Consider the following 25,946-nt stretch of genomic DNA (forward strand, 5'->3'; position numbering starts at 1 on the left):
GATCTGGTCCGGGGGCTTTCGTCTGTCGGGTCAGTCTCAGTAGGTCTTGAAGATGCGCATGATCTCGCTGCGGTCGCTTGTCACGGTCAGTGCCAGGGCGAGCAGAAGGCGGGCCTTTTGCGGGTTGAGATTGTCGGCGGGAATGAAGCCGAGCTCGAGCAGCCGGGCGCTGTCATGCACCATTCCGCTGCCGGCACGCGTCGATTGCAGCACGATGACGCCGGCCGCAGCAGCGCGCTCGAGTGCCTGAAGCTGACCGGGAGGCGACATGCCGGGCGCGAAGCCAGCCGAGACGATGCCTCGCGCACCAGCGGCGACATAGGCGTCGATGGCTGCGCCATCACCGTCAGTATGGGCATAGGCAATATCGACCCGCGGCAGGGTGTCCATCGTCGCGAGGTCGAATTCGGTATTGGGCGCCGTCTTGCGCTCGGTGCGCCGATAATAGGTGACCGCCGCGCCGTCGACATAGCCGAGCATGCCAAAGTCCGGTGCGCGGAAGGTTTGCAGGCGGTAGGTCGCGGTCTTGGTCACTTCGCGGGCGGCATGGATTTCGTCGTTGAGCAGAACCAGCACGCCACGGCCCAGTGACTCGGGATCGGCCGCCACGCGCACGGCGTTGACAAGGTTCATCGAAGCATCACTGCCCAGGCCACTGAGCGGGCGCTGCGAACCGACGATGACGACGGGGATGGACACTTTGAGTGTCAGGCCGAGGGCATAGGCCGTCTCCTCCAGCGTCGCCGTGCCGTGGCCGATGACAATGCCGGCGAGGTCTTTGGTTTCGGCCATCAGCTTGGAGCAGAGCGCGGAAATTTCCTTCCACTGTGCAAAGCCAATGTTGGGGCTGGGGATATTGGCGAAGGGCACAGCAATGACCTGCGCAACATCCTGAACCTCGGGAACGGCTGCGATGATGTCGCCGGCCGGCAGCATCATCTTGTGGGCGCCGTAGTGCACGATGTCCAATGGGCCAGTGCCGATCGAGGAGATGGTTCCGCCCGTTCCGATGAAGGCTATCTTTCTCATGGGGTGCATTTCCTGCGCGATAGTTGTCGATGCAGGCTAGGCCGCAATGGCAGGGTTCGGCAGTCCAGAAAATCTCATTGAGCAGCGTGAGAAATGGTCAGTTGGCTGAAAAATGAGCTGGGCGGATAGTTTGCCTATGTTCGCTGCATTTCGGGCAGCACGGTAGGAGCGGCTGATGCACAATCAAGACTTCAAACTGGGTATGCGACGGCTTGCGGCAGGCGTGTCACTCATCAGTACAGTCAATAAGGGCGTGCGGCATGGGCTGGTCGCTACGACGGTGAATTCAGTGACGGCTGATCCGCCGACGCTCTTGGTCTGCATCAACAAGACTGCATCGGCTCATGACCATGTGTCAGAGGCAGGTATTTTGTGCGTCAATATCCTGGCCGACGCCCATGAAGAGGTTGCCGGCCGCTTTTCCAGCCCCGTCGATCGCGAGAAGCGGTTTGACCACGATCAGTGGCAGACCCTGCGCACCGGCGCACCTGCCTTGGTAGACGCGATGGTGAGTTTTGACTGCGAAGTGCGCCAAATGGTGCCCTATCAGTCACATACGATTTTCCTGGCCGAAATTGTCTCCGTCGAACTCTGGGCCGAGGCCAATCGCCCGCTGGTCTATCTCGATGGTCGCTATCGCCTGCTGGCGGAACAGCAGCAGGTCTTTTCCGTCGCCAGTTGAACCGGTGACCGGCTGAAAACTTTTGCAACGTCACCTCAGGGTCGACGCCGAGGCGTCGGCTCTCGCTTTTTTCGCATTATTTTCAAACATTTCGGCAGGGCTGCCCTGCGTCTGGCGCAGCCGAAATCTAGCTCTTGCCTACCTGTGAATTTATCTCATTTGTCGGCACAGGAACTTCATTCGAAGCTCACCTCTGGACAAGAGCTGCCAGCCCCAATTGCAGCGTCACCGGAGAAACGAGATGACTGAGATCAAGAAGAAAGGCCTTTCCCGCAGAAGCGTGCTGAAGGGCGCGGCGGCTAGCGTGGGCGCTGCCATCGGTTCTGGCGCCATCACGGGCTTTCCCACATATTGGGCCCAGGCCAGCAAGGACATCACCATCACCCATGTCGGGTCGATCTACACGACCAATCCGACCGTGTCCGAACAGGCCAACAAGGATCTCGGCTTCACCGTCCAGATGCAGACGCTGGACAATACGACCCAGATCAACCGCATGCTGACCCAGCCGGAGACCATCGACGTCGCCGACTTCGGCAATACCAATATGGGTTACTTCAAGAACCGCGGCATCCTGATGCCGATCCCGGTCAGTGAGTACCGCTATTGGGACAAGACGGTGCCGCTGTTCACCCAAGGCACCTATGCCGACGGCAATCCCTATTCCATGCAGGGCTATGCGCCAATCAAGTCGCAATTCTGGGCGGATCAATCCGCGCAAGAATACTCTCTGACGCCGACCGATTGGCTGGTGGGCATCCCGATCATGTACAATGCCGATACGCTCGGCGTGCGCCCGGACCTCGTTCCGCACAAGGTCGAAAGCTGGGGCGACCTGTTCAACTCCGAATTTGCCGGCAAGGTGGCGCTGCAGGATGGTGTCAACGTCGGCGTGCCGGACGCGGCAGTGGCGCTCGAAGCGGCGGGTCTGATGACCTATGTCGACAAGGGCAACATGACCCGCGAGGAAATCGACAAGACCATAGACCTGCTGATCGAGCTCAAGCGCGCCGGCCACTTCCGCTCCTTCTGGACCAATTTCGATCAGTCGGTGCAATTGATGGCATCGGGTGAAGTCGTGCTGCAGTCGATGTTTGCGCCGGCGGTGACCGAAGTGCGCACCCGCGGCATCGAATGCCAATACCTGCCGCTCAAGGAAGGTTCGCGTGGCTGGTATATCTTCCAGTCCGCCATGGCGCATCTGGACGGTGGCGACAAGCTGCGCCGCGACTGCGTCATGGAATACATGAACTGGTGCAACTCGGGCTTCAACGGCGTCTACTTCTCCCGCCAGGGTTTCTACTCCTCGGTTCCCGACCTGATGAAGGAACAGCTCAGCGAGAACGACTATGGCTATTGGTACGAGGGCAAGGCGGCCACGGCCGACATCATCGACCCCTTCGGCAAGGTCATGGAGAAGGCCGGCGCCGTGCGCGACGGCGGTTCGCTCTGGGATCGCATGGGTAATGTCGGCATCTGGAACACGCTGATGGACGAGGACCGCTACCTGGTCCGCCGCTGGCAGGATTTCATGGCTGCCTGATCTGCATCATCTGCCTGGCTCCGGGGCAAGCATGCTCCGGGGCCGCGTCATTCTGGAGCCCCACCGATGACCACCTATGTGTCGCCCCGTGCCGCATCATGGCTGCAAGCCGCACCCTTCGCCCTGATCATGACCTGCCTGGTGCTGATCCCGCTCGGGATCATCGTGGTGGTCAGTTTCATGGACTTCGGCTTTGCCGAGATCATACCCGAATTCTATCTCGGCAACTGGCAGGATGTGCTGCGGTCGAGTCTGACCATCGACACCTATGTCACCGTGTTCCGGCAGCTGGCCTATGTGTGGACCATTACGCTGGTGCTGGGCTTCACGATTTCATACTATCTGATCTTCCACATCCGCTCGAATATATGGCGCGCCATTTTCCTTGCGGCCTGCGCCATTCCATTCTGGACCTCGGGTCCGATCCGCATGATTTCCTGGGTGCCGCTGCTGGGCCGGGAAGGCCTGGTCAACCAGGCGTTGATGGGCGCGGGCCTCATCGACCAGCCGATCTCCTGGCTGCTCTATTCGGAATTTTCGGTCATCGTGGTCTATGTGAACATGCTGACCATGGCCATGGCCGGGCCGATCGCCAATTCGATGGCCAAGATCAGTCCCAGCGTGATCCAGGCGGCCTGGGACCAGGGCGCCACGGAATGGCAGACAATCGTCGAGGTGATCATCCCGTTAATCAAGCCAGGCTTTGTGGTGGGGACCATATTCATCATCACGGCCGTCATGGGCGATGGCTTCCTGGTGCGCGCGATGAGCGGCAATCAGGTCAATACGCCGGCCGTGGCAATCATGAACGAGATCAATGCCTTCCAGTTTCCGCCCGCCGCGGCCAAGTCGGTCGTCCTGCTCGTCGTCGTGTTGACCATGGTGGGACTGCTGCTGCGCTTCGTCGATATCCGCAAAGAACTGGCACGCTAGGAGAGACTGGAATGGGTACCAGGCGCACGACTTCCTTTTACGTCCTGTCGTTTATCTTCGCGGCCTTCCTGCTGTTTCTCTATGGGCCGATGTTCTGCGTCTACCTGTTGTCCTTTCAGGGACCCGATGGGGGCATGAGCTTTCCGATGCGCGGCTTTTCGACGGTCTGGTTCGAGACGCTGTTCACGGCTGGCGGGCGTGGTGTTGGGGACATCCACAATTCCTTCATTCGCTCTCTGCGGCTGGGCGCCATCGTGGCGCTGCTGACCATGCTGATCGGCGTGGCGGTGGGCATGAGCTTCCGGCGCCGTTACCCGGGTGGGAATTTTGTCTTCTACTCGGCAATCATCAGCATGATCGTGCCGGGGATCTTCGTCGGCTTCGGCATCTCGCTGACGCTCAACATGCTCGGGATGCGCCCGCAGTGGTGGTATTCGGGGATCGGCGCGCAGCTCACCTGGTCGCTGCCCTTTGCCATGCTCATCATGTTCATCATCCTGGGGCGCATGGACAAGGCCTTCGAGGAGGCGGCCACCGATCTCGGCGCCACGTCCTTCCAGCGGTTCCAATATGTCATCCTGCCGCTGATCCTGCCTGGCGTCGTCGGAATGTTCATGGCCGGCTTCACCTCGTCCTATGAAGAGGCGGCGCGCGCGGGCCTCAATATCGGCACGGGCAATACGATGCCGATGGAGTTGACGGGCCTACTGGGCGCAGCGACGACCCCGGTGATGTTCGCCGTGGGCACGCTCACCACGCTCTTCATGTTCACCCTGGTCATCGCGACCCTTCTGTTTTCCACCACATTGACCAAGCGGCGCCAGCTCAGGCTTTCCAGCCAGCACGCCTGATCCAGCAAATCCGAGGACCACAGCATGAAAATCGATACCGACTTCAGCGCAAAGAACATGGTCGCCGATGTGGCTGCCGCACCTGCCGACGAGGCTATCAAATACGACGTCGAACTGGTCGCCGTCTCGAAGTCCTATGACGGCGGGGCGCGGGCGGTGGACACGATCTCGCTGCGCATTCCCAAAGCCAGCTATTGCTGCCTGCTCGGGCCTTCGGGGTGTGGCAAGACCACGACCTTGCGCATGCTTGCGGGTCATGAAGATGTGAGTGATGGCGACGTGCTGATCCACAACAGGAACATCACCAATGCCGCGCAGGCCGAGCGTGGCACGTCAATGATGTTCCAGAGCTATGCGCTATTTCCTCATCTCAGCGCGCTCGACAATGTCGCCTTCAGCCTCAAGCTCAAAAAAGTGTCCAAGGCCGAGCGCCACGCAAAGGCGATGGACTATCTCAAGCTTGTGCAGATGGACCATCTGGCGCATCGCATGCCGGCACATCTGTCGGGTGGCCAACAGCAGCGTGTGGCGCTGGCGCGGTCGCTGATCACCCGGCCAAAGGTGCTGCTGCTTGACGAGCCGCTATCGGCGCTCGACCCCTTTCTCCGCGTGCTCATGCGCACCGAGCTCAAGCGGATCCAGACCGAGCTTGGCATCACCTTTGTCCATGTCACCCATAGCCAGGAGGAAGCGCTGGCGCTTAGCGATGTCATGGTAGTGATGAATGCTGGACAGATCCAGCAGGCGGCATCGGCCCGCGATGTGTTCGAAAAGCCGGCCAATGCGTTTGTCGCCAAGTTCATCGGTGGCCACAATGTCATCACCCGCGACGGCAAGACCTTTGCCGTGCGGGCCGACAAATGTCGCCTGGTGGATGTTGCGCCAGGTCCAAGCGTGCCGGCGACCGTGGTGAGCGTGGAATATCAGGGGCCGATCGTGCGCATCAATCTGCGCGGCGCGGGTGGTGAGGATCTTTGCGCTCTGATTTCAGACACGCGCTTCTTCTCGGATCCGCCGTCGGTCGGCGAGCAGGTGGTGCTGTCCTGGACGCGGGATGACGAATGGCCGCTCGAGGCTGCTGCCTGATCCTGCTCATCGAGTTCCTCCTGGCTTGACGCCCACCTGGCCGCCCATGGGCGGCCTTTTTTCTGCCCCTCAAACGAAAAGCGCCCCGTTTTGCGGGGCGCCTTTCCGTTGTTCCTGCGGGGCCGGTCTTGGAGACTCAGGCGGGGACGACAGCGCCTGTTGCCATCGGCTGGGCCACCTGATCGTAGAGCCAGTCCTTGAAGCGGTTGACGATGCCGGGCGCCGTGGGGGCCCAGGGGGAGACGATGAAGTAGGGGCTACGGATGGGATAGGCCTCGCCGATCTGCACCAGCGTGCCAGAGGCCAGCGCCTCCTCGATCAGCAGCGAACGCCCCAGGATGGCGCCGAGGCCGATCTTGGCTGCTTCGATGCTGGGGCTAGCCTGATTGAAGCGGGGGCCCTTGACGATATCGTTGCGGCTGATGCCGAATTCGCGCAAGTAGCGTCCCCAGTCTGGATAGGGACCGTTCTGGTCGACTTCACGGCGATCGATATGGATCAGCGGCACTGCGCGCAGGATGTCGCTTGGATTGTTGCCGTAGCGTGCGGCCAGTTCGGGGGCGCAGACGGGAACAATTTCTTCTTCCATCAGCGGCTCGATGCGGCGGTCGATAGCGGTTTGCCAGTTGCAGATCCAGAGGTCCGCGCCTTCGTTCTCGATTTCCTGCCGGCGAATGAAGGTGGTGATGGTGACGTCAATGTCGGGCGCCTCACCGACGAATTTGCTCATGCGCGGCAACAACCAGTGAGACGCTACGGAAGCCGACGCACCCACCATCAGACGCTGACGCACGTCTTCCGGCTCCTTGAGCGACATCAGGGCCTCATCGATCAGGTCAAGCGCATTGGTGAGCTTGCCGAGGCATGCTCTTGAATCCGCAGTCAATTCCAGACGGCTGTTCTTGCGCAGGAACAGCTTGGTCTGCAGAAAGTCTTCCAGCAACCGGATCTGGTGGCTGACGGCCGTTGGCGTCACGCAAAGTTCGTCCGCCGCACGGACCAGGCTCTTGTAGCGCGCGGCGGCCTCGAAGGCCCGAACCGCGTTAAGAGGGACACGACGTCTCATGATAAGCCTCGCTTGCCTCTCCTCCCGAAAGCCAGCAGACCATGACAATTTTGCTACGACAAGCCTAAATCATAAACAATTTTCGCGACTGGCTAGAAACTGTGCAATCGAGCAATTCTGCGGCAGCGGCCTGCCTATTTGATGCCGCGCTCGGCGGTATCAAGCTGTGCTTCTGCAAGCTCTGGCTCATCCTGCGGTGCCACGAATTCGGAATAGGTGCCCGAGCTGCGGTGCTTGAGCAGATAGGCATAGGCAAGACCGATTCCCAGGCAACAGAGCAGGCCATTGCCCAGCACCGCCCAGCCCACGCCAAAGGCGGAAGCGGCAGCGCCGGTCAGGAGGGGGCCGATGGGAGAGGGGATCAGCAGGCTGATCATGCTGACCAGGCGTCCGCGCATTTCGGGTGGCGCTCGCAGTTGCAGCAGCGTGTTGACCGAGGCGGAGAAGGTGACCGCCGAGGCGCCGACGGCCACGAACAGGATGGCCGACAGCGGCAGGCTGCTGGAGAAACTGATCGCCACCAGCACGATGCCGAAACAGGTGCCGGCTAGCAGGATGCGGCGGGTGGATGGAGCGCCGCGGGTCGTCATCACCAGCGCGGCGAGGAAGGAGCCGGTGCCGAGGCAGGAGTTGAGCACGCCGAAGGCGGCCGCATCGGCATGCACCAGATAGGTGGAGATCAGAGGCACCATGGTGGTGAAGTTCTGGCCGAAGAGGCCGATGAAGGCCGTGGCAATCAGCAGGAAAAGGATGGTGGGAGTGCGCCGCGCGTAGCCGATCCCCTCGCGCACCTGTAGCAGGAGCGGCTGCTTGCCCGATTTGCGTTGCGGCTGGAATTCGTCCCGGCGCAACATGGCCAGGGCTGTAACGGCGGCGACGAAAGTCAGCGCGTTGATGAGATAGGCGATGCCGACGCCAAGCGCGGCAATAACCAGTCCACCCAGAGCCGGTCCGATGATGCGGCCGAGGTTTTGCGCCAGCGAGCCCATGGCGATGGCATTGGGCAGATGGCTGACCGGCACCAGCTCGCTGATGAAGGTCTGGCGCAAAGGCGCGTCCAGGGCGTTGATGATGCCCAGCGTGACCGCCAGAATATAGATGTGCCAGATCTGGATGTGGCCAGTGAGGCAGAGGACGCCCAGCACCGCTGCCTGCAGTCCGCCCATGGACATGGTGGCGAACATTAGCTTCTGCCGCGGAAAGCGGTCGGCCATGGCGCCACCGATCAGCGAGAAGACGAAGATCGGCAGGAATTGCAGCGAGGTGACGATGGCAAGGGCGACGGGCGAATTGGTCAGGTTGAGCACCAGCCAGGCCTGCGCCGTCAACTGCATCCAGGTGCCGGGCACGGAGATGGCCGTGCCGGTGAAATAGATGCGGAAGTTACGGATACCCAGCGCCTTGGGTACGCGCATGCGCGTCTTGACGGCTTTCGCCGGTCCCGGTGGCGCCATCTGGTTCATCGTCAACGCGCTTCGGTCAGGACATAGTCGGCGGGGCGACGGTTGCGCTCAAAGGCCCAGCGCTCGCGCACCCTGGCCTGTCTTTCGAGATCAATCTCGGCCAGCACCACTTCGTCGTGATTGCTCTTGGCGCGGGCGAGGACCTTGCCCTCGGCGCTGACGACGAAGGAGTGGCCGATAAAGCGCACGCCGTTTTCCTTGCCCGCCTTGCCGGCGGCTATGATTGTGGTTCCGGTGTAATAGGCGCCGGCAGTGATGGCGAGATCGGAAGCCTTGCGGGCCTGAGCTAGCGTATTGCCGGCCATGACGGGCGTGTTGTAGCCGACGGCGATGACATCGGCACCGTTGATTGACAGGGAGCGATAGGCTTCGGGGAAGCGGCGGTCGTAGCAGATCAGACCGCCGATCTTGATGTCACCGACGTCATAGACGCCGAAACCGAGATTGCCTGGCTTGAAGTAGCGCTTCTCCAGGATGGTCATCTTGGCATCGGGCCTGGGCTCGATTTCGCCAGGGATGTGCATCTTGCGGAATGTGCCGGCGTGGTTGCCGCCGCGGTGCATAAAGGCCATGGAATTGAAAAGGTCGCCGCCGCTGCGCTCGGCATAGGGGACGACCAGCGACATGTTGTGCTTCTGGCCTCGGGCCATGATGGTTGCCAGCGCAGCCTGATTTTCGGCTTCGCTTACCCAGGCGTCGAGATTGCTGTGCACTTCGGCCGCGAAATAGGGTGTAAGCGCCAGTTCGGGCAAGACGCCGAGTGTCACGCCAGCATCGGCGGCCTCGTCAATCAATGCCAGGATGCGATCGGTGGTTTCGGCAATGGAGGCGCCGGCGGGCCCCATCTGCAAGGCAGCAACAAGCATGGTGACGACTTTCAGGGTATGAGAAATCGCGCCCGCGCTGACGCGAGCCGCGAAATGCTGGCGATGCCGAGAGGATCAGGCGGCCTGAGCTTCCGCCTTGGCTGGGCCAATGATGTCGAGCGCCTTTTCGGTATCGATCACGTCGCAGATCTTGAACGCCATGTCGAAGAGCGCTGCTGCGTGGGATAGTTCGATACGGTCGAACACGGCCTCCTCGATGACGCTCATCTTGTAGCCATGGGCTTCGCCATCGACGCAGGTTGCGCGGACGCAGCCACTGGTGCTGTTGCCGCCCACCAGCAGACCGTCAACGCCGAGATTGCGCAGGATCAGGGGGAGGTTGGTCATGACAAAGCAGCTCGGGGTCTGCTTTTCGACCAAGTATTCACCGTCCTGCATGGCCACTTCGACCGGGATTTCCGACTTGGAATTGAGGTGGCTGAAATTGTTTGACGGATCGGAAGCGGGCAGGCCGGTATAGTCGTAAAAGACATGCTTGGAGTAGATGACCGGGACGCCAGCAGCGCGGGCGGCGGCCAGGAGCTTCTGCTGATAGGGCACGGACTTCCAGGCGTGTGGGCCGCAGGCGCCCGAATATTCGTCGAGCTGCTCGTAGATCGGCTTGTCGTGACCCATAGCCGTGGTCTGCATGTCGATCAGCAGCAGGGCGACCTTGTTTCCGGGGCCATGTGGCGTGCGCGGCTTGCGTGCGGCCATAACCTTCTTGTCGTCTTCCGTCAGAAATGCGTCCCATACGGCCATAACGAGGTCTCCATCCATTTTGCTGATTTGACGCTAACCCTGGCCTAATTGGCTCGCCAGTGGGGATTTCTTCCGCTCTGGATGAGAAATGTTCACGCCCTGGCGCGGCGCATCCAACTGGCAAGGCGCCCGTCCATGACGAGCAGGCCGGCCACGACAATGACCATGCCGAGAGCCTGGATGGGCTGCAGCGTCTCGCCCAGCAGGGCCCAGCCGAGCACGAGCGCAACGATCGGGGAAATATAGGTATTGGTGGCGAAATTGGTCGCGCCGACCCTGGGCAGCATCCAGTACATGATCTGGAAATTGAGGGCCGTGGGGAACAGTCCCAGCGCCACCCAGGCCCACCAGGTCGAGACATTGGCAACGCTTGGTAGGCCATCGATCAGAAGGGCCGCGGGCAGGGCACCCAGCGCAGCGCCGGTCATGGCGAAGGTCATGATGACCTGTGGGTCGGTACCGGCAAAGCTACGTGTCACGTTGAAGGAAATGGCAAAGATTAGCGTGCCGCAGAGGCACAGCGCAATGCCGAGCAACTGACCCTCCTCGCTACCGGTGAGCGATGGCAGGGCCAGCACAACCGCGCCGACAAGCCCGATGCCGGCGCCGATTGCCATGGTGCGCGTGGCCCGCGGACCGCCCGGCCAGGCATGTGACACGGCCAGCGTCGCGATCGGCAGGAGCAGGTTGATGATCGCGACAATGCCTGTCGACACATAGCGCTGGCTGATCGGCATCAGCACGAAGGGCAGGGCGTAGCTGAAGAGGCCGAGGAGGCAGAGCTTGAGCATGGTTGAGCGGTCGCGCGGCAAGGCTTTTCGCGACAGCAGCAGCAATGTCCAGCAGGCGAGGGCCGCCACCAGCGACCGTCCGGCGGCAATGGTCAGCGGGCTCACTTCCTCCAGCACAATGGCGATGAGCAGGAAGGAACTACCGAAAAGGCAGCCGACGAGGATGACGAGAGCCCAGTCGCGAAGTGTCATGTGGCCTGGCGGATAGGGTTTGGAGACAGCCAAGACTGTCAGCCCCGCCGGCACGCGGGAAACGAGAATAAGTCCGAGCCGGCATGAGCCTAGCTCATCGTCGGCGCCGCAAGCGCGCTCATTGGCCGGCTGAGAAATGGTCATTGGCGCTGCCGCGCCGCATCGACCCACACTGCCGACAGTCGATCACAAAAATCCGGAGAATGCCCGTGCGGCTCAAGCCTCCAGTCTCCTTCGAGGAGGCCTACAACTACCTCTCGCAGAATGCGGTGCTTGTCTGGGGCGATGCCAGCGCCGCGCGCATGGAGCCGCAACTGCAGTCCATCGCCAAGGCCATGGCCGTGGTCGGCGCCCTCGATATTCCCGACGAGGTCGAGCCGCTGTTTGGCGAGAATATCGACATCGACCTGGAGGCGTTGTCATGAGCGACGTCATCGATCTCACCACCAGTGAAATGGCCAGCCGCATTGCCGACAAGACCCTCGATCCCGTCGAGGCAGTGACCGGCCTGCTCGAACGGATCGACGCCCGCGAGCCGGAGGTGCGCGCCTGGGCCTATGTGGACCGAGATGTCGCTCTGGCGGATGCCAAGGCCATGGCTGCCGAAGCAAGGGCCGGCAAGCTGCGCGGACCGCTGCATGGCGTACCGATCGGCATCAAGGATGTCTTCCACGCCAAGGGCATGCCGACACTGGCCAATTCCAAGACCATGGACCCCTCCGCCACCTACGAAGACAGTGGTGTGGTGGCGGCGCTGAAAAAGGCCGGCGCGATCATCCTGGGCAAATGCGAAACCGTCGAATTTGCCGGCATGGGAATTCCGCCGGAATCGCGCAATCCGTGGAACCTGCAGCATACCGGCGGCGGCTCGAGCTCGGGCTCGGGCGTTGCCGTGGGCGCCCGCATGGTGCCGGCGACGATCGGCACCCAGACCGGCGGCTCCAATCTGCGGCCGGCCTCCTACAATGGCATCGCGGGGCTCAAGCCCAGCTATGGCGCCTTCGCCCGTACGGGCCTGCTGCCGGTGTCCTGGTCGCTCGATCATCCTGGCCTGATCACGCGGTCGGCCAGTGACCTCGACCTGATCTACCGCGCCATTGCGCGTGCACCCAAGCCGGCATTTGCAGCCCCGGAGAGCTGGAAGTTCGGCATTCTGCGCGATTTCTTCTTCGAGACTTCGGCAGACGATACGGTGACGGTGGTCAATGGTGCCATCGATCGTCTCAGCAATAGCGGCATTGCGCTTGCAGAGACGCGGCTGCCGTCGCTGTTTTCGGCGCATGCCTCAATCCATCATCTCATCATGAGCACCGAGATGGCGGTTTATCACGCGCCACGCATGGACAAGCATGCCGACACCATGTCCGAGCGCCACATGACGTTGTCACAGGCCTTCTCGCTGGTGCCGGCCGGCTATTATCTCCAGGCATTGCGAGCGCGTCGCATGCTGCGCGATGCGATGATGCCGCTGTTTGCTGCCCATCATGTACTGGTCATGCCGACCACGCCGGCTCCGGCGCCAGAAGGGCTAGAAAGCACCGGCAACGCTTCGCTGCTGACGCCATGGAGCCTGCTCGGCTTTCCGGCAGCCACTGTGCCCTGCGGCCTTGCCGACAACGGCCTGCCGCTGGGCCTGCAGATCGTTGGCCCGCCGGGCCGTGACGATCTCGTCATCCAGGCGGCCATTGCTGCCGAAGCCGTGCTCGGCCGCCTCGACCTTCCAGCGTGAGAAACCCCATGTCCGATCTGAACCGCTATCCCTATTCTGCCATCATCGATCGGCCGCCGCTGACCCTGCCGGGCAATGCCCGCATCGCGGTCTTCATCGTGCCCAATGTCGAATATCTCGAATGGCTGCCGCCGCCCAATCCGCTGCGCAGCCCCTATCCCAGCGCCGCCCCCAATATCGGGGCCTTCCAGGCCCGCGACTATGGCAATCGTGTTGCCCTCTGGCGCCTGTTCGAGCTGTTTGATGACCTCGATATCAAGACCACGGCCTCGGTCAATGCTGCGGTCTTCGAGCATCATCCGCTGATCGCGGAGGAAATGGCCAGGCGGAACTGGGACTACCAGTCGCATGGGCTCTACAACACGCGCTTCGCCTTCGGCATGGACGAAGCCATGGAGCGCGAGATGATCGACGAGGTCATTTCCATCGTCCGCAAGGCGACCGGCAAGACGATCAGCGGCTGGCTCGGGCCGGCGCTGACCACGACGGCGCGCACGCCTGACCTATTGGCAGAGGCCGGCGTCAAATACTGGGCCGACATGTTCCATGACGACGAGCCGACTGAGGTCAATGTCTCCTCCGGCAAGCTCATCACCTTGCCCTATAGTTTCGAGGTCAATTCCGGTGTGGCGCTGGGTGGCCAAGCCCAGACGGCTGAGGCTTTCGGGCGCTTTATCACCGATCAGTTCGACATGCTGTATGAGGAGGGTGCCACGGCGCCCAAGGTCATGGCGATCTGCCTTCATCCCTTTGCGGTGGCGGCGCCGTCGCGCATCAAATACCTGCGCAAGGCCCTAGAGCACATTCTGGGCCATAGCGGCGTCTGGCAGGCCACGGCCGGCGACATTGCAGACTGGTATTATGCCAATCACTTCGGCAAGCGCCTGGCGCCCGCCGCCTCGGTTGCAGCGTAAGGAGACGGCCGTGACTGAACTAGCCCCGAACTACAACAGCCGCTCGATCAATCCTGTCACGCAGATGGACCATGACCTCTATGGTTTTTCCGCGCTGCCGCAGCGCAAGAAACTGCAGTGGCCCAATGGCGCCAGTGTCGCCATGGCCGTGGTGGTCAACGTCGACTATGGCGATCTCGCCATCAATCCGATGAACCTGGTCGGTTTCACCCATCGCGACTACGGCACGCGTGTCGGTGTGTTTCGCTTGATGGGCATTCTCGACGCTCTGGATATCAAGGCGAGCATGCCGATCAGCGACGTGCTGCTAACGCGGACGCCACGGGTGGTGGAAGAGGCGCGCAAGCGCCGCTGGGAACTGGTCGGGCATGGCGCCAAGGTCACTCAAGCGGTGAGTTCGGCCATGAGCGAGGCCGATGAACGCACCTATCTCGAAGGCTCGCTGGCGACGATCCGCCAGACGACCGGCACGGCGCCGCGTGGCTGGCTGGGGCCCGGCAATAGCGAGTCTGCTCGCACCGTCAAGCTGCTGGCCGAGCTGGGTTATGACTATACGCTGGACTGGGGCAATGACGATCAGCCCTATGACTTCAGCGTGCCGCAGGGACGCCTGTCAGCGGTGCCCTACAGCGTCGAAACCTCCGATGCTGCGGTCATCCAGGCACAGAGTCACACACCTTGGGAGTATGCCGCGGCGCTGGAAGACCATCTCGAAACCCTGATTGCCGATGGCGAAAAGTCCGGAATGGTGATGACACTGGGGCTGCAGGCCAATGTGTCGGGTCAGCCTCTACGCGCGAAATACATCCGCAGCTTTCTCGAGCAGGCCAAGGCAAGCGGCAAAGTGTGGTTCGCGACGGCATCCGAGATCGTCGACGCCTATCGCGACCAAATTTGAGAGGCCAACCGATCGATCGCGACTGGTTCGGCTTGGAAAACCACTCCTCTCGGAATTCCTTGGGATATTAATTCGGGTCTTATCAGTCTCTTACCGATTGCAGGACTAGATTTACGTGCTGGTCTGAGGGCTGGGCAGGGACGGCGTGTCTCGCGCCCGGCGCTGGCAAGCCGGAATGCAGAAGCATTCTGTTGAAGCAGATGACTTCGCACAGGGCTTGCAGCGCAAATGACGACAGTTTTCACCACGCTCTTTTTCGAGCACGACTTGTGGCTGGTTAGCCTCGCTGCTGCCGTCTGCGCCGTGTCGTCCTTTGCTGGAATTGCGCTGGTTGATCGGGCGCGCAGGATTGTCGGGTCGCGCCGGGCTATCTGGATCGCTGTCGCGGCGCTGGCTGTGGGGTTTGGCATCTGGTCGACCCATTTCATTGCCATGCTGGCCTATCGGCCTGACTTTGCCATTGGCTATGAGCCGCTGGGGACATTTTCGTCCTTGCTGATCGCCATTGTTGCCAGCGGCGTCGGCTTTGCCATGGCCGCTTACGGGACCAATGGCGCGGATCGTCTGCTGGGTGGCATTGTCGTGGGCCTCGGCATCACCGCCATGCACTATACCGGGATGAGCGCGATCGAGGTCGGCGGCGTCATCGGTTGGGACGTGGGCCTGGTGAACCTCTCCCTGTTGTTCGCAGCCGGGCTTGCGGCAATGGCGGTGATGGTGGGTGCCATCAATTCATCCCTGAGGGTCCGCTTCGGGGCGTCGGCGCTTCTGACGCTGTCGATCGTTTCGCTGCACTTCACGGCGATGGGTGCCGTTGACCTCAGCAATTGCTACGCCATTGCTTCGCTTGATGCATTGCACACGGGATGGGTGGCGACAGGCGTGGCGCTCAGCAGTGCCTTTATCCTCGGCGCTGCGCTGTTGGCATTGTTGCTCGACACAAGGGATGTGCAACGCCGGATGATGGAGTCGATGCGCCTGCACAGCCTGGCAGATGCGGCCATGGAGGGCCTCGTCATCGTGCGTGATGGCATTATCGGCGGTGCCAATGCCAGCTTTGCCATGTTGGTCGGTGCGGATCGCGAGGCGCTACTGGAGACCCCGGTCGAGCGCTATTTTTCGATCGAGATGCTGGAAAAGGCTCGTCAAGAACCGGGGCAGTTTTTTTACACGACGTTGCAGGCAGCTGATGGGCTCGCTGTCGATGTTGAACTGGTTAGCCAGCAAGCGGAACTGGAGGGCGGCACAACCGAGGTGCTGGCCATTCGCGACATTCGCGATCGGCTGGCGCAGGAAGCCGAAAGCGAACGGGCGCGCGCGGAAACTCGTGAAAGCGAGAAGCGCTTTGGCATGTTGGTTCAATCGATCACCGACTACGCCATCTATATGCTCGATCCCAATGGCCTGGTGGCAAGCTGGAATGCTGGCGCGGTGCGCAACAAAGGCTATTCCGCGCAGGAAATCATAGGCCAGTCGTTCGCGAAATTCTTCAGCATGGAGGACCAGGCTGCGGGCCTGCCCGAACTGGCAATTGCCGAAGCGCGGGAGAAGGGCAAGTTCCAGACGGAGGGTTGGCGCTATCGCAAGGACGGCTCGCGATTCTGGGCCCAGGTGATGATCGAAGCCATCCGCGATGATGAAGGCGCGCTCGTCGGTTTCGTCAAGATCACGCGCGATATCACCCGTCAGCATGAAGACGCCCAGCAGATCGAGACGGCCAAGCGCAATCTGGAGCTGTCTCTGGCGCATATGAGCCAGGGACTAGCGCTGTTTGACGCCAATGAGCGGATCGTTGTGGCCAATGGCCAGCTCAAGGATATTCTCGGCATTCCTGCGAATGTCGGGGTGAACGGGTTTGGCCTGCATGACCTGGCAAAGTTTCTGACTGGCGAGGCGACAGTCGACCCGAACCTTCTGGATGAGGCCTATGCATTGCATAGACGGTTGATCGCCGGCGAAGACAACGGCGAGATCGTCCAGGATTTCCCTGGCGGCAAGTCGATCCGCATCGTGCATCGTGATGCCGGTGACGGTGCATGGGTTTCGACTTTCGAGGACATTTCGGAACGCAAGCAGTCGGAACGCCAGATCCACTTCATGGCGCATCATGATGGCCTGACGGGCCTGCCTAATCGCGGCAGTTTCACCAATCATCTGCAGACGACGCTTGATCGGGCTGGGGATGGCCAGCGCGTGGCCGTGCTGGGCATCGACCTCGACCGCTTCAAGGAGGTCAACGACCAGTTGGGCCATGGCGTGGGTGACACGGTGCTCAAAAGCTATGCGGACCGCATTTCGAGCTCGCTGCAGGATGGTGAATTCACGGCACGCTTTGGTGGCGACGAATTCGCCGCCTTCAAGACATTCCGCACTGATGCCGAACTCTTTGCCTTTATCGAGCGGCTGGAAGCTGCAGTGGAGCGTCGGTTCCAGATCGATCGCAACGAAGTCTCGATCGGCGCCAGCATCGGCATCGCCGTCTATCCCGACGACGGCGGGTCGGCGGAGAAACTGATCAGCAATGCCGACATGGCGATGTATCGCGCCAAGGGCAATTTGACCGAGCGCTTCTGCTTTTACGAGTCCGACATGGACGAGGCCGCTCGCGACCGACGGATTCTGGCCCGCGATCTGTGGGACGCGGTGGCCAAAGACCAACTCCTGTTGAATTTCCAGGTACAGAAGTCGGTGCAGACGGGACAGACGATCGGCTACGAGGCGCTGCTGCGCTGGCAGCATCCCGAGCGCGGCCTGGTGCCGCCAATGGACTTCATCCCGATTGCCGAAGAGTGCGGTGCCATCCTGTCGATCGGCGATTGGGTGCTCCGAATGGCTTGCCTCGAGGCGGTGCACTGGGACGACAGCATCAAGCTGGCGGTGAATATCTCGCCGGTTCAGCTTAGCAGCGCAAATCTGGTGGAAATGGTCGAACTGGCACTGACCGTTTCCGGGCTCGATCCATGGCGTCTCGAGCTGGAAGTCACCGAGAGCGCGATTATCGGCGATAAAGCGCGGGCGCTCAACACGCTGCGGCAGATCAAGGAACTGGGCGTTACCATCGCCATCGACGATTTCGGCACCGGCTATTCCTCGCTCGAGACCCTGCGGGCCTTCCCCTTCGACAAGATCAAGCTCGATCGCAGCTTCATGTCGGAAGTGGAAACCAGCAAGCAGGCCAAGGCCGTCGTGCGCGCCATTCTCGAACTGGGCCGCGGTCTTGAAGTGCCGGTATTGGCCGAGGGCGTCGAAACGCCCGAACAGCTCGATTTCCTGCTGGCAGAGGGCTGCGATGAAGCGCAGGGTTATTATCTGGGCCGGCCGCAGATCATCGACCGCGATACGGTGCGCAAGGCCAGCTAGTCCGCGTTAGTGATGCGCCGGCGTGAACTGTTGCGGCCGACGATGCGCGGCGTGACGATGAACTGCTCGCTCTCGCTGCGTCCCTCGACACGTTCGATGAGCAATCGTGCAGCCTGCAGTCCCAGCAGTTCGCCGGACTGATCCACGCTGGTCAGCCGGTTCTGGGCGAAGTCGCAGAACATGGTGTTGTCATAGCCGACAATGGCCACGTCATCGGGGACGCGCAGGCCCATTTCATTGGCCACGCTGATGGCCTCGAAGGCCATGAGGTCGGTCCAGCAGAAGATGGCCTCGGGCCGCTCGGGACTTTCCAGCAGGCGGCGAATGGCCAGTTGCACATCGCGGGTCACTTGCGTGGAGCGCACGATATTGACCGCGTCGCCGCAGCCCTGGTCGATCATCTCCATGCGGTAGCCCAACTCGCGCTGGCGGACCACGGATGATGGCTGATTGGTCAGGCTGAACATGGCGATCTTGCGGAAGTCATTTCCTACCAGGTGGCGGACCACCAGGCGGGCACCGAGCTGATCGTTATTGTTGACGGTATCGAAGGGCAGGGTGCCTTCCTCATCGTGGTGGCCGATTGCAACAAGCGGCTTGCGCTGCGCGATGTCGATCAGCGTCTCGCGGGCCTCGTTTGGGCCGATCAGGATGATGCCGTCCATCTGTCGATCGATCATCGCTTCGGTCAGGGGCTGTACCGTAATGCCAATGCCCTGCATGGCCTGATATTGCGTTCGTTCCAGCGCCGAATTCACGCCGGCAAAGATGTCGCCGAAGAAAGGATTGCGCATGTCGGGGAAGATCAGGCCGAGCGTATAGGTGCGGCCGCGCATGCCGCGAGCCGAGGCCAGCGGGCGGTAATTGAGCTTGTCCATGGAGTGGCGCACCTTGGCGCGCAGCGCGTCGCTGACGCCATAGGCATCGCGCAGGACCTTGGAAACCGCGGCAACGGACACACCCGCATCCAGCGCGACTTCGCGAATGGTCACGCGCTGATCACGGGCCGGCGTCTTGGCGTCATTCATGCTGCTTCCCTCAACTGCAACCGTCTTGTCACATATTTTAGCGGCTGCCTATTGCCAACGGATCAAAAATGTAGAACGCTACACGTAGAACAGTTTACAACTGGCATACCAGTTTCTATGGGAGGATGTTCGCGTGTCAGACGCAGTAGTATTTCATGACGCCAAGGGTAAGTTGTCGCGTGCCGCCTGGTCAGCCGAGATGGTGCGCCCCCAGAGCGATCGTGGTGTCGGCACGCCTGCCTCTTTCCTCCGCAAGAGTTTTTCCATCGATGCCATCAAGGGCGATGAGACGCTGCGCATCAGCGCGCTGGGTCTCTACATCTGCTTCATCAACGGTAAGCGTGTTGGCAGGGACATCCTGACGCCCGGCTGGACCAGCTATGACGTGCGGCTGAGCTATCAGACCTATGCTGTGTCTGACCTGCTGGTGGCAGGCGAGAACACGATCGAGATCTGGCTGGCGGATGGCTGGCTGCGGTCGCAATTGATGTGGGGCAAGTTTCCGATCCACAACACCTATGGCGAGCAGACCGCTGCCATTGCGGAACTGCGTTCGGGCGATGAGCTGGTGCTTGTCACCGATGGCTCCTGGCAGAGCGGCGAGTTGCCGATCCGCAAGTCGGGCATCTATTTCGGCGAGATCTACGACGCCCGCCTTTCGGCAGAGGTGAGCGATGGCAGCGAGGCGATCAGCTTCGACGTCTCGCGCCTTGTCGCGCATGAAACGACGCCTGTCCGCGAGCTGGATGTGCTGCAGCCGGTCAAGCAATGGACCGATGCCGAAGGTCGTGTGGTCTATGACTTCGCGCAGAATGTGGGCGGCTATATCGCCTATCGCGTGCGGGGCGAAGCGGGCACCAAGGTCAGTGTCGAACATGCCGAAGTGCTCGACAAGGACGGCAATTTCTACAACGTCAATTATCGCACGGCCGAGGCCCGCACCGAATATACGCTGGCCGGGCAGGGCGAGGAGACGTACCGTCCGCATTTCACGTTCCATGGCTTCCGCTATGCCCGCATCACCATTGAGGGCAAGGCCGAGGTCAGCGGCGTGATATCGGTGCCGATCAGTTCGGTGACCGAGGTCAAGTCGGGCTTTACTTCCGGCAACAAGCTGGTGGACCGGCTGTTCCTCAATACGGTCTGGTCGCAGCGTGGCAATTTTATCGAAGTGCCGACCGACTGCCCGCAGCGCGATGAGCGCCTGGGCTGGACCGGCGACGCCCAGGTGTTTGCCGGCACGGCCATGTATCTGGCCGAAGCACAGGGCTTCTTCCAGAAGTGGATGCGCGACCTGATGGTCGATCAGCGCGCCGACGGCGCGGTGCCGCATGTGGTGCCAGATCCGACGCGCCTGCAGCCTGAGCATTATCCGGGCTTTTATGGCTCGACCGGCTGGGGTGACGCCGTCTATGTCGTGCCGTGGCAGCTCTACCTGCACTATGGCGACACCGACTTTCTGGCCGAAGCTTTGCCGGCAATGATCAAATGGGTCGATTTCGTCTGGTCGATCAGCGATGGCCCGATTGTCTCGCCGCCGCGCGAATGGGGTGATCGAGGCTTCTCCTTTGGCGACTGGCTGCAGCCCAAAGGACCGAGCGCCAAGCCGTTGCCAACCATTGGCGACGATGCTGCCGCGACGATCTATCTACATATCGCTGCCAAGTCGGTGGCCGAGATCGCGCGTATCGTTGGTGATACTGCGACGGCTCAACGCCTTGCGACCATGGCCGAACAGGTCAGGATCGCTTTTGCCAGCGAGTTCATCACGGCCTCGGGGCGCCTGGCCTATGATGACCAGACATCCTATGCGCTCGCCATCGTGCATGACCTGATCCCGGCGGAGAAGCTTGCGGCGGCGACCCGATATTTCAAGGGCACGATCGACCGTGCGGACCGCCGCATCGGCACTGGATTCATCGGGACGCCGGCGCTGCTGCCAGCACTGGTCAAGGTGGGTGAGTGGGGCCTCGTCAGCGACGTGTTTCTGCAGGAAGAAGTCCCGGGCTGGCTCTATCAGGTCAAGATGGGCGCAACCACGATCTGGGAGCGCTGGGACGCCATCCAGGCCGATGGCTCGATCTACAATCCGCAGATGAACTCATACAACCACTATGCCTATGGCGCCGTTTGCCAGTGGCTGCTCGAAGGGGTCGCCGGCTTCCGGCCGGACGAGAAGGATCCGGCCTTCAAGACGGTGATCTTCGAGCCGATCGTCCTGCCCGAGCTGTCGCCGGTCAAGGCCCACCACGATAGTCCGGCCGGGCTGATCCGGGCGGAATGGGCGATCGAAGGCGAGGCGGTGCGCTACGAGATCGAAGTGCCGCAGGGCAGTGTTGGTGTGTTGCGCCTGGCCGAAAGCTATCGCGATGCCACGCTCGACGGGCAGCCGATTGCAGCCGGCGGCGATCAGGCGCTTACTGCTGGCAGGCATGTGGTTCATTTCAACTACACCGCACCAAAGCGCGAGGAGCGCCACAAGTCGCTGGTGAACGCCAACACGCCATAAGACGCAGATTTCGAGTGTTTTGACCTGCCCGCATGACGGGCCTACTGGGAGGTAGACTATGACGAAGACCAGACTTTTCGCCCTGATGGGGACCAGCGTGCTGGGCATGATGCTGACGGCCAATGCCGTCAATGCCCAGCAGTCCGGCTACCTGTCGTTCCTGATCGACAACGGCCCGCAGTCGGTGGCCGTGGCCGAGGCCTGGGTGGCTGCCTATACCGAGCAGAATCCCGATGTGACCATCGACATCGAAGTGCGTCCCGGTGGCGGTGAAGGCGACAATATCGTCAAGACGCGCCTGGCGACCGGCGCGATGGCGGACGTGTTCTTCTACAATTCCGGCTCGCTGTTCCAGGCGATCAATCCGGTGCAGAACCTGCTGCCGGTGACCAACGAGGCCTGGCAGGAAGGCATCCAGGACAGCTTCAAGACCGTCGTTTCGGCTGGCGGGGAAGTCTATGGCACGCCTTTCGCTCCGGCCATGGGCGGCGGCATCTTCTACAACAAGCCGATCTACGAAGAGCTTGGTCTCGAAATCCCCAAGAGCTGGGACGAGTTCATGGCCAATAACGAGAAGATCAAAGCGGCCGGCAAGGTTGCCGTGATCCAGACCTATGGCGAAAGCTGGACCAGCCAGCTGTTCGTCCTGGCCGATTTCTTCAACGTCCTGGCTGCCGAACCCGACTTCGCCGAGAAGTTCACCACCAATGAAGCCAAGTTCGCGACCAGCCCGGCTGCCGTAAAGGGCTTCGACCGTCTTCAAGATGTGTTCGAGGCCGGCTATCTCAATGCCGACTTTGGCGCGGCGACCTATCCCGATGGTATCCGCATGGTGGCCACCGGCGAAGGTGCGCATTATCCCATGCTGACCTTCGGCATTGGTGCCATTGCCGAAACCCAGCCGGATCATCTGCAGGATGTCGGTTTCTTTGCCCAGCCGGGCGACAGCGCCGACAGCAATGGCCTGACCACCTGGATGCCGGACTCGGTCTATATCGCCAAGACCACGGCAAGCCCGGATCTGGCCAAGGATTTTGTCGGCTTCATCGGCTCGCCGGCCGGTTGCGATATTCGCAATGAAGCCGTCGGCGCTACCGGTCCCTATATGATCGCCGGTTGCGAACTGCCTGCCGACGTGCCGCCGGCCGTGTCCGACATGCTGCCCTATTTCCAGGAAGGCGGTCAGAACGCTCCGGCGCTCGAATTCCTGTCGCCGATCAAGGGCCCGGCCCTCGAGCAGATCACCGTCGAAGTCGGTTCGGGCATCCGTCCGGCAGCAGAAGGTGCCGCGCTTTATGATGAAGACGTGCGCAAGCAGGCTCAGCAGCTTGGCCTCGAAGGCTGGTAATCGTCTCTGACCATGCAGAGGCTTCGGAGGGTTTGCTCTCCGAAGCCACAACGCATTACGAGGTTTTCCATGACAGCTGCCGCTGTTCCCGCGATGAAGGCCCGGCGCCGGTCGCTCTATCCTGGCTGGTTCTATGCTCCCGCAGCGGCCATCTATGCCGTGCTGTTCCTGGCGCCGACCTTTGCGTCGCTCTATTTCAGCCTGACGCGATGGACGCTGTTTGACTCCGTCTTCATCGGCTTCGAGAATTTCGCGCAGTTCTTCCGCGAGCCTTTCCTGATCCAGGGCCTGGTCAATACCGTCATCTATGCGGTGATCACCTCGGGTCTCAAGGTCGTGCTCGGCATGCTACTGGCGCTGATGCTGACCAGTCAGATCGTGGCGCGCGGCTATCTGCGCTCGGTGATCTTTTTTCCGGTGCTGGTGTCGACCGTCGGCGTGGGCATGACCTTTACCGTGCTGATGCATCCCACGGTCGGCATGATCAACCAGGGTCTTGCAACGCTCGGTATTCAGGGACCGGGCTGGCTGGTCGATCCCAAGCTGGCGCTGTTTTCGGTGGCGCTGGTCGATGTGTGGAAGGGCGTGGGACTGGCCACGGTCATCTATATCGCTGGTCTCGTGGCGATCCCCAAGGACTACTATGAGGCTGCACGCATTGACGGTGCGACGAGCCTACAGAATTTCTTCTATGTGACGCTGCCGCTGAGCCGTCCGGCGACGGCGACTGTCATCACGCTGAGTTTCATTGGCGGCTTGCGTACGTTCGATCTCATCTGGGCCATGACCAAGGGCGGACCCGGCTTTGCCTCCGATACCGTCGCCTCTGTGATCTACAAGCAGTATCAGGCTGGTTTTTATGGCCTGTCGACGGCCGGCAATGTGGTGCTCTTCGTGCTGATCGCCGTGCTGGTCGTGCCGCTGACCATGTTCCTCAATCGCAAGCAGGGTCACGAATGAAGTCCCGCAAATCGATCATCGGCGGCGCGGCCGCCATCGCGGCCACTTTCGTGGTCTTTGTTATCCCCTTTCTGTTCATCATCCTGATGGCGTTCAAGGATCGCCAGCAGTCGGCGTTGCGCGACTTCTCCTGGCCAGCCGGCTTTCACCTCTGGGACAATATTGTCGAAGTGGTGAAGACGCGAAACTGGATGATGATCACCGCTTTCATCAATTCGTCGCTGATCACCGTGGTCAGCGTGACGCTGCTGATCGTCTTTGCGGCCATGGTTGGTTTCGTGCTGGCGCGGCGCAAGACGCGCTTCAACGGGCTGATCGAGTTCCTGATCCTGGCCGGGCTGATGATCCCCCCAGCCGTGGTGCCGACGATCTGGCTGCTGCAGGGGCTGAAGCTTTTCGGCACGCTGCATGGCATGATCCTGATCGAAGTGGCGTATAATCTGCCCTTCTCGATCATCCTCTATCGCGCCTTCATCGCCACCATTCCGCGTGAGCTGGACGAGGCGGCGGTGATCGACGGGGCGCGGCCGCTGGACGTGTTTTTCCGCGTGGTGCTGCCGCTGCTGTGGCCGGTGACCGTGACCAATATCGTGGTGCAGTCGGTGGGCATTTTCAACGATTTCACCAATCCGCTCTACTATCTGCCGGGCAATGCCAATGCGACCGTGCAGCTGACGCTCTATAATTTCCAGAGCCAGTTCAGCACCAGCTATAATCTGCTCTTCACCAATATCCTGCTGATCACCATTCCGCCGCTGATCGTCTTCCTGTTCTTCAACAGGCAGATCGTAGCGGGAATGACCGCAGGCGCCGTCAAAGGATAGTCGACCATGGCCGGACTGGAACTGAAATCGCTCCACAAGAGCTATGGCGAAGTGGAGGTCATCAAGGGCGTTGACCTGTCGGTCGAGCACGGCGAGTTCGTCGTCTTCGTCGGACCTTCGGGTTGTGGCAAGTCCACCTTGCTGCGCATGATTGCCGGGCTGGAAGATATCACCGGCGGTGAGCTCTATATCGCCGATAAGCTTTGCAACGCTGTCGAGCCGCGCGATCGCGGCATTGCGATGGTGTTCCAGAATTATGCGCTCTATCCGCATATGACGGTTTACGACAATGTGGGCTTTGGACTGAAGCTCGCACGGACGCCCAAGGAGGTGCGCGACAAGAAGATCCGCGACGCTGCGCGCATCCTGCAGATGGAACATCTGCTCGAGCGCAAGCCAAGCCAGTTGTCGGGCGGTCAGCGTCAGCGCGTTGCCATTGGCCGCGCTATTGTGCGGCAGCCGGAGGTTTTCCTGTTTGACGAACCGCTGAGCAATCTTGATGCGGCGTTGCGCGTTGACATGCGCATGGAACTTTCCAAGCTACATGCCGACCTCGGTGCGACGATGATCTATGTGACGCATGACCAGGTCGAGGCCATGACTCTGGCCGACAAGATCGTCGTGCTCAATGGTGGCGTGGTGCAGCAGGTGGGGTCGCCCATCGAGCTCTACCAGCGACCGGCAAACCTCTTCGTAGCTGGCTTTATCGGCTCGCCGAAGATGAATTTCATGACGGTGCAGGTGGATAGTATCGCTGCCGATGGCGTGACGATCTCGGGCAAGGATCTGGCACCGATCGTCGTCGCTGCGGACGGAGCCGGGCTCAAGGCAGGGGACAGCGTGACGCTGGGCATTCGCCCGCATGCGCTGACCATTCCCTCGACCGGGAGCGTTGTCGGCAAGATCCAGCTGGTGGAGCGCCTGGGCAATGAAACCAATGTCAATCTGGCGCTGGCCACCGGCATTTCATGGCTGGCGGTGCTGGATGGCGATCACGAGCTGACCGTCGGGCAGACGCTGCCGCTGGCTTTTGATGCGAAGAATGCGATCATCTTCGATGCCGAGGGCAAGGCACGCCATCCGGCATAACCTGATGTTTCGTTGTCTCATCA

22 protein-coding genes are annotated in these 25,946 nt (G+C 61.2%); 15 read left to right on the forward strand and 7 right to left on the reverse strand.

Translation table 11 applies throughout. The annotated features are described in order from the left end of the window. Positions 1-36 precede the first annotated feature (36 nt). On the reverse strand, positions 37-1,029 hold the full coding sequence (locus P0Y65_03195; GenBank protein WEK05281.1) for an asparaginase: 993 nt from the start codon (positions 1,027-1,029) through the stop codon (positions 37-39). A 175-nt stretch (positions 1,030-1,204) separates the two neighbouring features. Here P0Y65_03195 and P0Y65_03200 point away from each other — a divergent pair, with 175 nt between their 5' ends. The 5 genes from P0Y65_03200 (at position 1,205) to P0Y65_03220 (ending at position 6,124) form a co-directional block, all read left to right on the forward strand. Continuing rightward, the gene (locus P0Y65_03200; GenBank protein ID WEK05282.1) at positions 1,205-1,711 is read left to right on the forward strand and encodes a flavin reductase; all 507 of its coding nucleotides are present in this window, start codon (positions 1,205-1,207) and stop codon (positions 1,709-1,711) included. Positions 1,712-1,952: 241 nt separating this feature from the next. Beyond that, entirely contained in the window at positions 1,953-3,254 is a 1,302-nt protein-coding gene (locus tag P0Y65_03205; protein WEK05283.1) for a PotD/PotF family extracellular solute-binding protein, read from the forward strand. 66 nt (positions 3,255-3,320) lie between these two features. After that, entirely contained in the window at positions 3,321-4,187 is an 867-nt protein-coding gene (locus tag P0Y65_03210) for an ABC transporter permease (GenBank protein ID WEK05284.1), read from the forward strand. Between the two features lie 11 nt (positions 4,188-4,198). Then, entirely contained in the window at positions 4,199-5,038 is an 840-nt protein-coding gene (locus P0Y65_03215; protein WEK05285.1) for an ABC transporter permease subunit, read from the forward strand. 57 nt (positions 5,039-5,095) lie between these two features. Beyond that, a complete protein-coding gene (locus P0Y65_03220) occupies positions 5,096-6,124 on the forward strand; it encodes an ABC transporter ATP-binding protein (GenBank protein ID WEK06714.1) in 1,029 nt (342 codons plus the stop codon). A 136-nt stretch (positions 6,125-6,260) separates the two neighbouring features. On the opposite strand, the gene P0Y65_03225 is transcribed toward P0Y65_03220, so the two are convergent. The 5 genes from P0Y65_03225 to P0Y65_03245 form a co-directional block, all read right to left on the reverse strand. Beyond that, a complete protein-coding gene (locus tag P0Y65_03225; GenBank protein WEK05286.1) occupies positions 6,261-7,190 on the reverse strand; it encodes a LysR substrate-binding domain-containing protein in 930 nt (309 codons plus the stop codon). 134 nt (positions 7,191-7,324) lie between these two features. Next, entirely contained in the window at positions 7,325-8,653 is a 1,329-nt protein-coding gene (locus P0Y65_03230; protein WEK05287.1) for an MFS transporter, read from the reverse strand. A gap of 2 nt (positions 8,654-8,655) precedes the next feature. Beyond that, positions 8,656-9,519: a D-N-carbamoylase gene (locus tag P0Y65_03235; GenBank protein WEK05288.1), complete on the reverse strand. Its 864-nt coding sequence runs from the start codon at positions 9,517-9,519 to the stop codon at positions 8,656-8,658. Between the two features lie 75 nt (positions 9,520-9,594). Beyond that, positions 9,595-10,281: an isochorismatase family protein gene (locus tag P0Y65_03240; protein ID WEK05289.1), complete on the reverse strand. Its 687-nt coding sequence runs from the start codon at positions 10,279-10,281 to the stop codon at positions 9,595-9,597. A 92-nt stretch (positions 10,282-10,373) separates the two neighbouring features. Beyond that, positions 10,374-11,408, reverse strand: a complete 1,035-nt coding sequence (locus tag P0Y65_03245) for a DMT family transporter (protein ID WEK05290.1) — start codon at positions 11,406-11,408, stop codon at positions 10,374-10,376. Between the two features lie 65 nt (positions 11,409-11,473). On the opposite strand from P0Y65_03245, the gene P0Y65_03250 reads away from it, so the two are divergent. The 5 genes from P0Y65_03250 (at position 11,474) to P0Y65_03270 (ending at position 18,165) form a co-directional block, all read left to right on the forward strand. After that, positions 11,474-11,689 (forward strand): hypothetical protein, encoded by a 216-nt coding sequence (locus P0Y65_03250; protein WEK05291.1) that lies wholly within the window; start codon positions 11,474-11,476, stop codon positions 11,687-11,689. Then, on the forward strand, positions 11,686-12,993 hold the full coding sequence (locus P0Y65_03255) for an amidase (protein WEK05292.1): 1,308 nt from the start codon (positions 11,686-11,688) through the stop codon (positions 12,991-12,993). Before P0Y65_03250 ends, P0Y65_03255 begins: the two co-directional genes overlap by 4 nt. Before the next feature lie 8 nt (positions 12,994-13,001). Then, positions 13,002-13,907 (forward strand): polysaccharide deacetylase family protein, encoded by a 906-nt coding sequence (locus P0Y65_03260; GenBank protein WEK05293.1) that lies wholly within the window; start codon positions 13,002-13,004, stop codon positions 13,905-13,907. A gap of 10 nt (positions 13,908-13,917) precedes the next feature. Further along, a complete protein-coding gene (locus tag P0Y65_03265) occupies positions 13,918-14,805 on the forward strand; it encodes a polysaccharide deacetylase family protein (protein ID WEK05294.1) in 888 nt (295 codons plus the stop codon). Positions 14,806-15,033: 228 nt separating this feature from the next. Further along, a complete protein-coding gene (locus tag P0Y65_03270; GenBank protein WEK05295.1) occupies positions 15,034-18,165 on the forward strand; it encodes an EAL domain-containing protein in 3,132 nt (1,043 codons plus the stop codon). On the opposite strand, the gene P0Y65_03275 is transcribed toward P0Y65_03270, so the two are convergent. Next, entirely contained in the window at positions 18,162-19,193 is a 1,032-nt protein-coding gene (locus tag P0Y65_03275) for a LacI family DNA-binding transcriptional regulator (GenBank protein ID WEK05296.1), read from the reverse strand. The genes P0Y65_03270 and P0Y65_03275 overlap by 4 nt on opposite strands. Before the next feature lie 199 nt (positions 19,194-19,392). Here P0Y65_03275 and P0Y65_03280 point away from each other — a divergent pair, with 199 nt between their 5' ends. The 5 genes from P0Y65_03280 to ugpC all read left to right on the forward strand — a co-directional run bounded on the left by P0Y65_03280 (position 19,393) and on the right by ugpC (position 25,923). Continuing rightward, positions 19,393-21,702 carry a family 78 glycoside hydrolase catalytic domain gene (locus tag P0Y65_03280; GenBank protein ID WEK06715.1) on the forward strand — a complete coding sequence of 770 codons (2,310 nt, stop codon included), beginning with the start codon at positions 19,393-19,395 and terminating at the stop codon, positions 21,700-21,702. A gap of 58 nt (positions 21,703-21,760) precedes the next feature. Then, positions 21,761-23,050, forward strand: a complete 1,290-nt coding sequence (locus P0Y65_03285; protein ID WEK05297.1) for an extracellular solute-binding protein — start codon at positions 21,761-21,763, stop codon at positions 23,048-23,050. Between the two features lie 69 nt (positions 23,051-23,119). After that, entirely contained in the window at positions 23,120-24,010 is an 891-nt protein-coding gene (locus P0Y65_03290) for a sugar ABC transporter permease (GenBank protein ID WEK05298.1), read from the forward strand. Further along, positions 24,007-24,834, forward strand: a complete 828-nt coding sequence (locus P0Y65_03295) for a carbohydrate ABC transporter permease (GenBank protein ID WEK05299.1) — start codon at positions 24,007-24,009, stop codon at positions 24,832-24,834. The genes P0Y65_03290 and P0Y65_03295 overlap by 4 nt, the downstream gene beginning before the upstream one ends. 6 nt (positions 24,835-24,840) lie before the next feature. Further along, the gene (gene ugpC, locus P0Y65_03300; GenBank protein ID WEK05300.1) at positions 24,841-25,923 is read left to right on the forward strand and encodes a sn-glycerol-3-phosphate ABC transporter ATP-binding protein UgpC; all 1,083 of its coding nucleotides are present in this window, start codon (positions 24,841-24,843) and stop codon (positions 25,921-25,923) included. Positions 25,924-25,946: the final 23 nt, after the last annotated feature.

This window comes from Candidatus Devosia phytovorans (assembly GCA_029202405.1).
In the GTDB taxonomy this organism is placed as follows: domain Bacteria; phylum Pseudomonadota; class Alphaproteobacteria; order Rhizobiales; family Devosiaceae; genus Devosia; species Devosia phytovorans.

Excerpts from the sequence above, each read along its gene's own strand:
- P0Y65_03200 (WEK05282.1), top strand. The coding sequence starts at position 1,205 with ATGCACAATCAAGACTTCAAACTGGGTATGCGACGGCTTGCGGCAGGC.
- P0Y65_03210 (WEK05284.1), top strand. The coding sequence starts at position 3,321 with ATGACCACCTATGTGTCGCCCCGTGCCGCATCATGGCTGCAAGCCGCA.
- P0Y65_03235 (WEK05288.1), bottom strand. The coding sequence starts at position 9,519 with ATGCTTGTTGCTGCCTTGCAGATGGGGCCCGCCGGCGCCTCCATTGCC.
- P0Y65_03195 (WEK05281.1), bottom strand. The coding sequence starts at position 1,029 with ATGAGAAAGATAGCCTTCATCGGAACGGGCGGAACCATCTCCTCGATC.
- P0Y65_03230 (WEK05287.1), bottom strand. The coding sequence starts at position 8,653 with ATGAACCAGATGGCGCCACCGGGACCGGCGAAAGCCGTCAAGACGCGC.
- P0Y65_03215 (WEK05285.1), top strand. The coding sequence starts at position 4,199 with ATGGGTACCAGGCGCACGACTTCCTTTTACGTCCTGTCGTTTATCTTC.
- P0Y65_03290 (WEK05298.1), top strand. The coding sequence starts at position 23,120 with ATGACAGCTGCCGCTGTTCCCGCGATGAAGGCCCGGCGCCGGTCGCTC.
- P0Y65_03270 (WEK05295.1), top strand. The coding sequence starts at position 15,034 with ATGACGACAGTTTTCACCACGCTCTTTTTCGAGCACGACTTGTGGCTG.
- P0Y65_03280 (WEK06715.1), top strand. The coding sequence starts at position 19,393 with ATGGTGCGCCCCCAGAGCGATCGTGGTGTCGGCACGCCTGCCTCTTTC.
- ugpC (WEK05300.1), top strand. The coding sequence starts at position 24,841 with ATGGCCGGACTGGAACTGAAATCGCTCCACAAGAGCTATGGCGAAGTG.
- P0Y65_03205 (WEK05283.1), top strand. The coding sequence starts at position 1,953 with ATGACTGAGATCAAGAAGAAAGGCCTTTCCCGCAGAAGCGTGCTGAAG.
- P0Y65_03275 (WEK05296.1), bottom strand. The coding sequence starts at position 19,193 with ATGAATGACGCCAAGACGCCGGCCCGTGATCAGCGCGTGACCATTCGC.
- P0Y65_03245 (WEK05290.1), bottom strand. The coding sequence starts at position 11,408 with ATGACCATTTCTCAGCCGGCCAATGAGCGCGCTTGCGGCGCCGACGAT.
- P0Y65_03220 (WEK06714.1), top strand. The coding sequence starts at position 5,096 with ATGGTCGCCGATGTGGCTGCCGCACCTGCCGACGAGGCTATCAAATAC.
- P0Y65_03240 (WEK05289.1), bottom strand. The coding sequence starts at position 10,281 with ATGGCCGTATGGGACGCATTTCTGACGGAAGACGACAAGAAGGTTATG.
- P0Y65_03260 (WEK05293.1), top strand. The coding sequence starts at position 13,002 with ATGTCCGATCTGAACCGCTATCCCTATTCTGCCATCATCGATCGGCCG.
- P0Y65_03295 (WEK05299.1), top strand. The coding sequence starts at position 24,007 with ATGAAGTCCCGCAAATCGATCATCGGCGGCGCGGCCGCCATCGCGGCC.
- P0Y65_03285 (WEK05297.1), top strand. The coding sequence starts at position 21,761 with ATGACGAAGACCAGACTTTTCGCCCTGATGGGGACCAGCGTGCTGGGC.
- P0Y65_03225 (WEK05286.1), bottom strand. The coding sequence starts at position 7,190 with ATGAGACGTCGTGTCCCTCTTAACGCGGTTCGGGCCTTCGAGGCCGCC.
- P0Y65_03255 (WEK05292.1), top strand. The coding sequence starts at position 11,686 with ATGAGCGACGTCATCGATCTCACCACCAGTGAAATGGCCAGCCGCATT.